The organism is Methylobacterium sp. J-043 (genome assembly GCF_022829505.1).
In the GTDB taxonomy this organism is placed as follows: Bacteria; Pseudomonadota; Alphaproteobacteria; order Rhizobiales; family Beijerinckiaceae; genus Methylobacterium; species Methylobacterium extorquens_A.
Genome location: NZ_JAKSYB010000005.1, coordinates 1 through 7,404 on the forward strand (window position 1 = coordinate 1; position 7,404 = coordinate 7,404).

Genomic DNA, 7,404 nt, shown 5'->3' on the forward strand with positions numbered 1-7,404 from the left:
TCCCAGTGGGTGCGGGCGCCGTCGAGCATCACCTGGGTGCCGATCACGTTGGTGCGCACGAAGGCACCCGGATCGGTGATCGAGCGATCGACATGGCTCTCGGCAGCCAGATGCATCACCGCCTCGGGCCTGAAATCGGCGTAGAGGGCGTGGACGCGGGCCGGATCGCAGATGTCGGCCTGCTCCAGGCGGTGTCGAGGGTCGTCCGCCAGCGGCTGCAGCGAGATCGGATTGGCCGCGTAGGTCATGGCATCGAGGGTGAGCACCTCGTGGCCGAGATCCTGTACCAGATGCAGCACGAGCGCGGAGCCGATGAAGCCGCAGCCGCCCGTTACCAGAATGCGCATCACGTCTCCAACAATCGCAGCTGTCCACCTTTGGGGACGATGCTCTAGGCAGCCACCATAGGCAACCACGTGATCTACGAAGCTAGCCAAGGATTATAGCTTCGTCGCCGCCAACCCTGCGTCGGTCCGGCATGGGCTTTTATACGCATTGACCGGACAGACAACCGCGGCGTCGAGGCAGGGCAATCAGGATGAATTTTTCATTTTGTCACGATGGCTTCGAGGAAGTCATCTTCCCCAGGGCGCGACTTTTCGTTTGGGGCAGAGGGCGTCGTTTTCCTGGGTTGGCTCGGGTGAGGTTGAGAGCGGTGCAGGTCATCGCCATTCGCTGCGAACCTGATCGAGGTTTATACGCCCCCATTGAAGCGGTTCATCGGCGAGTTTGGTAGATCGAGGAGCGTGACAGCTGGGTCTTGGCGTGGTGGGTTTGGCCTCGCAAATCGGGGTATGACCCAGCTCTTCCTTCTGCCTAGCTGCCGCCTCGTGCGTGTTGTGCGGTACGGCCCCACCGCGATCACCCTCCTCGCCGAAGCGAATCGCGATTACGCCCGCTGCCCGACATGTCGGGCGGTCAGCGCCTCGGTCCATAGCCGGTATCGGCGACGACCCGCCGATCTGCCGGCCAGCGGCGCGGCCATCCGGCTGCAGTTGGAGGTTCGGCGCTTCTACTGCCGCGACCCAGCCTGCCCCCGCAAAACTTTTGCCGAGCGCTTCCCGAAGCTGCTCGCCCGCCATGCCCAGCGCACCCGCCGGCTGGCTGAGGCATAGGCCCGGACCGGTCTCGCAGTTGGTGGGCAGCCCGCCGCTCGCTTGCTCACTCGTCTGGCCATGCCGTCCAGTGTCACGACCCTGTTGCAGACGATCCGGAGAATGCCGCTGCCGAAGCCACCTCGACCCTGTGTCGTCGGCGTCGATGACCGGGCCCTACGCAAGGGGCGGACCTACGGCACCGTCGTCGTCGATCTCGAACGCCGACGACCTCTCGACCTGCTGCCCGACCGCTCGGCCGAGACGTGGGCCGCATGGCTCCGCCGCGAGCCGCAGATCCAGCTCGTGGCGCACAATCGTTCGACCGAGTACGCCCGCGGCAGCACGCTGGGCGCGCCGACGGCCGTGCAGGTCGCCGACCGCCGGCATCTCCTGCTCAACACCCGCCAGATGATCGAGGGCTGGCTCGCCCGTGTCCACCCACGCCTAGGGCTGTTGCCGTCGACCACGGCGCCAGCGCCCTCGACCCAGCGCATCAGAGCCTAGCCGCGTGCACCCGCCGAAATGCTTGCCCGCGCCGCGGCGGTCGATCGGTGGGAGGAACTCTACGACGATGTCCGTCGCCGCCGTGCAGACGGGCAGTCGCTCCGCCAGATCAACCGAGAGACCGGCCTGACGCGGGCCATGGTGCGCAAGTACGCCTTCGCCGAGCGCTTCCCATGTCATGGCCCACGCGGGCCGGGGCGCAGCATCCTCGATCTTCATCTCGATCACCTACACGCCCGCCAGGCCGCAGGGTGCGAGAACGCCATGCAGCTCTGGCGCGTGCTGCGGTCCCGCGGCTTCGCCGGCACCGTCAAGCAGGTCAGACGCTGGCTGTCCGAGCGGCGCGCTTGGCGGCCGGGCACAAGCCTGAGCCGTCGGCGGCCATCCTCGACAGCCGAACGCTGCGGGCGATGCCCGAGAGCGGCGAGCGGGCCGGCTACGACGGAGCTAAGCGCAAGCAGGGCTCGAAGCTGCAAATGGCGGTGGACACGCTCGGCCATCTGCTGGCCCTGCACGTCACGCCGGCCAACGCCGATGACCGTGCCCCGGTCGAGCGTCTGGCCAAGGCCGTGCAGGCGGCCACGGGCGACAGCGTCGAAGTCGCCTTCGTCGATCAGGGCTACACCAGCGAGAAGCCGGCCGCGGCTGCGCGCAAGCACGGCATCGACCTGGAAGTCGTGAAGCTGCCCGAGGCCAAGCGCGGCTTCGTGCTGCTGCACCGGCGCTGGGTCGTCGAGCGTTCCTTCGCCTGGGCCACCCGCTTCCGCTGGCTCGTCAAAGACTACGAGCGCTATGCCACCAAGCTGGCAGACCTGCATCGTCGCCTTCGTCTGCCTCGTGCTCAGAAAGGCCACTCTACTCGAAGCAAGTTCATAATAGCCCCTAACTGTCACAGGGGTGGGTGATTAGAGCGGCATCCGCTCATTTTGAAACGGCCAAGTCGTTTTCGTATCTGGCCGCTTCGATGTAGTTCCGGCACTCGTTCGCGGTGAAGTGCATGAGCGTCTGGCGGATGGCGGCGTGGAGGTCGGCGACGGTGCGAGCGGCGGCGGTTCGCAGCCGGCCCTTCAACTTGGCGAAGGCCTGCTCATCGGATTGAAATTGGGACTGTAGAGCGGAAGGTAGAGCAGCCCCGAGCCGATTTTGGCCAGGCTCTGTCGGATGCCGGCGACCTTGTGGGCCGGCAGGTTGTCGAAGATGAGCGTGTCGCCCGGCCGCAGCACGGGCACGAGCACCTGCTCGACGTAAGAGCAGAAGCGACTTCCGTTCATGGCGCCGTCGAGCAGCCAAGGGGCGACGATGCCGCTGGTGCGCAGACAAGCGGTGACGGTGGTCGTCTTGTAGTGCCCAAGGGGCACGGCGACCCGGCAGCGCTGCCCGCGCGGTGCACGCCCGTAGCGGCGGGCCGTGTTGGTGGCGGTGGCGGTCTCGTCGAGGAAAACGAGGCTGTCTGGATCGAGTTCGTCCTGGGCCTCGAACCAATCCTCGCGCTCGGCCTTCACGTCCGGCCGCTGCTGCTCGGCGGCGTGGGCTGCGTTTTTTTACGCGTGATGGCGTGGCGCTTGAAGAAGCGCGACAGGCTGCTCTGGCTGACCGCGATGCCGCGCTCGGCCAGGGCATCCCGCAACTCCCACAGGAAGAGGGTCGGCCGCTCCTCGTAGAGCGTCCGGATCACGTCGGCCTGCGCCTCGATCCTGAGCGAGCGCTGATCGCCGCCGCGCAGCTTGGGCGCGACATCCCCTGTCTCGCGCATCTGCCCGCACCAGCGGCTCGCGCTCGCCACGCTCACGCCGAAGCGTTCGACCGCCTTGTGCTGTGATGTCCCCGCCGCCACGACGGCCACGACACGCTCACGCATATCGACCGACAGGGTCGAGGTCATGGAGGGGCTCCCAAACCTCCCTAATCCGTACGCCGCCGACCCGTTCCAGATCGCTCGGATGCCGCTCTAAGAGTAAAGTGCTCCGAATCCTCATTGGTTTTGCCGGGCAACGATTCGTCAGGTTCGCTGAATAACAGCCTGTCAAGCACATTATTGATTTTACTTTGACGATTTTGAGTTAGATATCGATATCAATCACGATTTTTAAACAAGTATAAAAACGCCTCGGTCTTAATAAAAATCCCATCAATCAGATTCACTTCCATGAAGTTGTAAAGTCAATATAGCTTCATTGATATTTGACAAAGAATCGTCAGTTTCTCGCATTTCAATAGCAGTCCAGCCGACATATTCAACCTCAGTCAGCACTGATATCAGTGGCGCATACAGCGGTGCATCTACTCGCGTGATCGGGGCCAGCTTCGGCTTTGATAGATGCACGTGCGCAATGATGTCATGGTGCTCTCTGATGATGTCCTGTATATCCTCTTCGGTGAAAGCTAAACAGCCGCTGTCGATGTGAAGCCTGAAGGATGGATGGTTGACAGCCCTCACCATCGCGGCGCATTGCGCCGTGGTTTCCAGAAAGTCCCCACCGTACTCGTTAGGGGCAGCCTCAAGGGCAATTATGAAGCCGGTTGCAGCGACAGCCTCTGCTAGGCACCGGAAGCGCTGCGCGCCAAGTTCGAAGGCATTCTCAACGGTAAGTTGCCCGCGTTGACGGTTCCGAGGGGCTCCAAAGACACCCGCACCGCCCCTACTCAAATGCTCGGCAAAAATCGCCACCCGCACTGTATGCTCTCGCATCGCTTCGAATGAGGTGGCATCACCGAGAAGTTGGCAGTCTGGCCGTTCGAAATAAAGCGCTTGATACGAGCTAACCTGAAGCCCGGCTCTACTAATTCGACGGCCTTCGACGCGGGCGATCTCCTCAGTAAGATTTTGCCAGGGCGCAAGTTTCGTGGGGGCCACTTCGACCCCGGCAACGTTTGCGTCTGCAAGCGAAGCATAAACCCGATCAGTGATAGAGGCTGACCAAGCGATATTAGAGACAGACAAGCGGTTCATTCGCCGCTCTCCAGGTAGCTACCAATGCCATTAAGAACGGTCTCGCGATCGAAGTGGTACTGATTGGCTCCGCCAAGAACGCCTGCGTAGATCGTTCGCATGTCGTAGGATGCAGCGGGATTATTCAGGTCTGGTTTGCGTAACTTACCCGGAAAAAATCGATCAGCGATAGCCGACATGGTGACAGGCTGAGGTGCGATATTAATGAGCGTTAGGTTTGCATCTGTGATTATCTTGATATCGCGCTCTAAGCGCCGCACGTCGTACCATTGAAAGCTGCCGCGCGCGTCGATCGCATCGACCATATTGTTGTAGCGTAGATCGAAGATTGCGTTCTTCTTCAGCCCCCGACCATAGAGCGCTGGGAGCCGGATTATGAGGTGGTTTGCGAACGTCTTTGCAATAAAGCGTTCGAAGGCCGCTCTGTGCACGCCATACGGCGCGCCTTCATTTGGTGTAGGATCGCGCTCGGTCACGCCTATGGCATCCTGATAGACGTCGGTCGTCGACAGCAGCACGAAGCGGTCCGCAGTGACGTGTTTCAGGTTTTCTACGAGGACGTCGATGGCCGCTTGGTCTATCTCTGGTTCCTGGTTGGCTTTCCATTTCACGGCGGAAATGCCGGCGCAGACGACCTCTCTAAAATGGCCGCCGCGCATGGCTTCGCTGTTGCTAGAGTTAAATTGCGCGTCATACCTTCCGGCGTGGATGAGGTTTCCCCCAACGAAGCCGGTATGCCCAATCAAAGCGCGCATATGCTAATCCAGTTTCAATCCGATTGACTCGACCTTCGCCCGGATGGACGCAGGCAGCGAGGACGGGACGTCTGCAACACCCTCGTCCTGATCCGCTTCGATCATTGACAGGATTCGCTCAGTCGCGAAGAATATTGTATCAATTTTTCCAGACATGACGGTCAAAACTCGTCCGTCCCGACCAACATAACAGCTTCGATCGTCGCTGTTTCCTATAGGTTTGGTTTTGATTGAGATCTGCGGTCCCATGAATTTATAAATATCAAGAAATTCCGGGACATTTTCCTGCGCCTGTCGGGTCATCAAGCTGCGCTTGGCCTCTACTTGTTCTGAGTTTACGTGGTCGCGCACCGAACGAGCTTCTTCAGAGCTATTGAATCGTCCGAGAGGTGTGTGCGGGACGCTTGATAAAGTATAAATCGTTTCTACTTCCGTTGGGTAGATGGAGTAGAGCGGCCCATCTACAAAAGTAATTGCAGGCAGTCCAGCTGGCGCCTCGAAGTACAGAAGCAGCGTTGGCTCGTAATAAGTTGAAACTATACTTTTGCCAAAATGCCCCCACGTGGCATCAACAACATAATCAAACCGCTCGCCATTTACCAGGATATGTTCAGAGAAATTCTCGATCGACTTGATTTCAACTGAGAGGCTGGTAACATGTCTCAAATGATGCTGAAAGTAGTGTCGAGCTTTATCAATTAGTATAACGCGTTCCTCAGCGCGTATCATCCCATCTATATTCGTCAGATTGAGGCTGCACCGATCAACGGAGCGGTAAGGTATTCCCGTTGCGGTCATGATAAGCTTGTAAGTGTCGAAATCGATAAGGGATGTGTCTTTCGGTACAGCATATATATTTTCCAATACTGGCTTACTCAAATCTCCGTATCGTTCGATAAATCGTGAAAATCCGTCACGCGATTGTATACGTGTCCCTGCATGCCTAGGATAATGAAACCCAAGATGAAGCCGGAACTGGTTATTCCCAGAGGCTTCATGCAAAAGCCTTTCATTTTGCTCGTACAACCGAACCGTAAAACCAAGAGCCATCATCGACGAGGCGATATGACAACCATACCAACCTCCCCCAATGATCGCGATCCGCCGACTCATTCCGCAACCCCTGTTCCGCGACCAAAACCAGATGCAAGCATTATGCGTGCAGCCTGCGTCAGAGCTTTATCGCAGGCAGAGCCGGCAGGATAGGACATTGCGACGAATGGCTCAGGTTGGAGGCTCCCGGCGTGAGCATGCCAGCCATCTAAACCTTCCGACTGCCACCTTAACTGTGATATCTATAACTTTGACTGATACTAAATGATAGTGATAATGACTCAAGGGGATCGCGTTGAAAGGCCGATGATAATGTGATGAGGCGGTCGTGTCCCGGGTGGTGATGTAGCTGAGGGGTGGTCATCGGCGGTTGCGGGGTAGTGTCGGGTTGCGACAGCCAACCTCGAACCCGAGAAACCACCGATGACCGACGAGATGATGGCCCTACGAGGGCTGATGGAGAAGAGCGCCGACGCCGATCTTCTGCGCGAGACGATCGGTTTTGCCGCCGAACGGCTGATGGAGTTGGAGGTGGCCGGCCAGACCGGGGCGGCCCACGGCGAGAAGAGCACCGAACGTCTGGTCCAGCGCAACGGCTATCGCGACCGGGACTGGCAGACGCGTGCCGGCACGGTCGAGCTGCGTATCCCGAAGCTGGGCATGGCCTGCCCCCATTCGGTGGCCCAGGTTCGAAGTTAGTGCATCGTCGGTCGCGTGACGATGGCGGGGTGAGCGAGCGGCCCTGAGCCGCTCGGTTTGGTTGGCCAGATGACGACCTCGGGCGCAGGCGACTGATAGCCGAGCGACGAGTGCGGCCGGATGCTGTTGTAGTGCCTCCGCCATTGCCCGATCACGACCCTGGCCTCCTTGAGGGTGTAGAACACCTCGCCGTTGAGCAGTTCATCCCGCAGCTTCGCGTTGATGCTCTCGCAATAGCCGTTCTCCCACGGACTGCCCGGCTCGATGTAGGCGGTTGTCGATGCCACCGCCGCCACCCAGTCCTGAACGGCCTTGGCGATGAAGTCAGGCCCGTTGTCCGATCGGA

Annotated in this window: 5 protein-coding genes and 4 pseudogenes; 3 read left to right on the forward strand and 6 right to left on the reverse strand. The window is 59.8% G+C overall.

The features are described from left to right. Window positions 1–347: GDP-mannose 4,6-dehydratase (locus tag MKK50_RS00045; protein ID WP_499019517.1), on the reverse strand; the 347-nt coding region annotated here is incomplete at its 3' end. 447 nt (window positions 348–794) lie between these two features. On the opposite strand from MKK50_RS00045, the pseudogene MKK50_RS00050 reads away from it, so the two are divergent. Next, window positions 795–2,000 (forward strand): annotated as a pseudogene (locus tag MKK50_RS00050) (ISL3 family transposase); the annotation flags it as partial. Next, window positions 1,916–2,477 (forward strand): annotated as a pseudogene (locus MKK50_RS00055) (transposase); the annotation flags it as partial. The pseudogenes MKK50_RS00050 and MKK50_RS00055, both read left to right, overlap by 85 nt. 45 nt (window positions 2,478–2,522) lie before the next feature. On the opposite strand, the pseudogene MKK50_RS00060 reads toward MKK50_RS00055, so the two are convergent. From MKK50_RS00060 to MKK50_RS00075, 4 genes and pseudogenes are all read right to left on the reverse strand, one after another. Beyond that, window positions 2,523–3,483 (reverse strand): annotated as a pseudogene (locus MKK50_RS00060) (IS630 family transposase). 246 nt (window positions 3,484–3,729) lie between these two features. After that, a complete protein-coding gene (locus MKK50_RS00065; protein ID WP_499019520.1) occupies window positions 3,730–4,551 on the reverse strand; it encodes a sugar phosphate isomerase/epimerase family protein in 822 nt (273 codons plus the stop codon). Beyond that, window positions 4,548–5,306, reverse strand: coding sequence for an NAD-dependent epimerase/dehydratase family protein (locus tag MKK50_RS00070; RefSeq protein WP_499019522.1), 759 nt, complete (start codon window positions 5,304–5,306; stop codon window positions 4,548–4,550). Before MKK50_RS00070 ends, MKK50_RS00065 begins: the two co-directional genes overlap by 4 nt. A 3-nt stretch (window positions 5,307–5,309) precedes the next feature. Further along, entirely contained in the window at window positions 5,310–6,419 is a 1,110-nt protein-coding gene (locus tag MKK50_RS00075; RefSeq protein WP_499019524.1) for a hypothetical protein, read from the reverse strand. Window positions 6,420–6,782: 363 nt separating this feature from the next. On the opposite strand from MKK50_RS00075, the pseudogene MKK50_RS00080 reads away from it, so the two are divergent. Next, window positions 6,783–7,016: pseudogene (locus tag MKK50_RS00080) on the forward strand (transposase); the annotation flags it as partial. 38 nt (window positions 7,017–7,054) lie between these two features. On the opposite strand, the gene MKK50_RS00085 reads toward MKK50_RS00080, so the two are convergent. Beyond that, the coding region (locus tag MKK50_RS00085) for an integrase core domain-containing protein (RefSeq protein WP_499019526.1) at window positions 7,055–7,404 on the reverse strand (350 nt) is incomplete at its 5' end.